Below are 580 nucleotides of genomic sequence, written 5' to 3'. Positions count from 1 at the left end.
AAGTATTAACGGTAAGGTAGTTAGTCCTGGTGAAAAGTTGACTTACAAGGTAACTTACAAGAATACAACAGGCAAGAGCCAGGATGTTGTAATTACAGATAAAGTTCCAACAAATACAACATTTATTTCAGCAGACAACGACGGAAAGAATGTCAATGGAACAGTAACTTGGGAATCGAAGACAGTTGCAAATAATGAAACATATGAAGTAACTTTCACAGTACAAGTTAAAGCAGATAACAAGACTAAGGTGGATAATACAGCAGAAGTACAGACTGGTAAAACAGGACCGAAGGTAAAGACAAATACAACAACAAACCCACCAGAAACACCACCGACAGATCCGAAGAAGGATGTATTCACTCCTGGAGACTTAAAACAAAGTATTAACGGTAAGGTAGTTAGTCCTGGTGAAAAATTGACTTACAAGGTAACTTACAAGAATACAACAGGCAAGAGCCAAGATGTTGTAATTACAGATAAAGTACCAACAAATACAACATTTATTTCAGCGGACAACGACGGAAAGAATGTCAATGGAACAGTAACTTGGGAATCAAAGACAGTTGCAAATAATGAA

General features: G+C 36.9%; 1 protein-coding gene. It reads left to right on the top strand.

Going from position 1 to position 580, the window contains the following annotated elements:
* The coding region (locus tag HLB29_RS09555) for a DUF11 domain-containing protein (protein WP_185624902.1) at positions 1–580 on the top strand (580 nt) is incomplete at both ends.

This window comes from Peptostreptococcus canis (assembly GCF_014229965.1).
GTDB lineage: Bacteria > Bacillota > Clostridia > Peptostreptococcales > Peptostreptococcaceae > Peptostreptococcus > Peptostreptococcus canis.
Note: the sequence above shows the minus strand (reverse complement) of the source record. Positions and strands in the feature narration are given on the sequence as shown.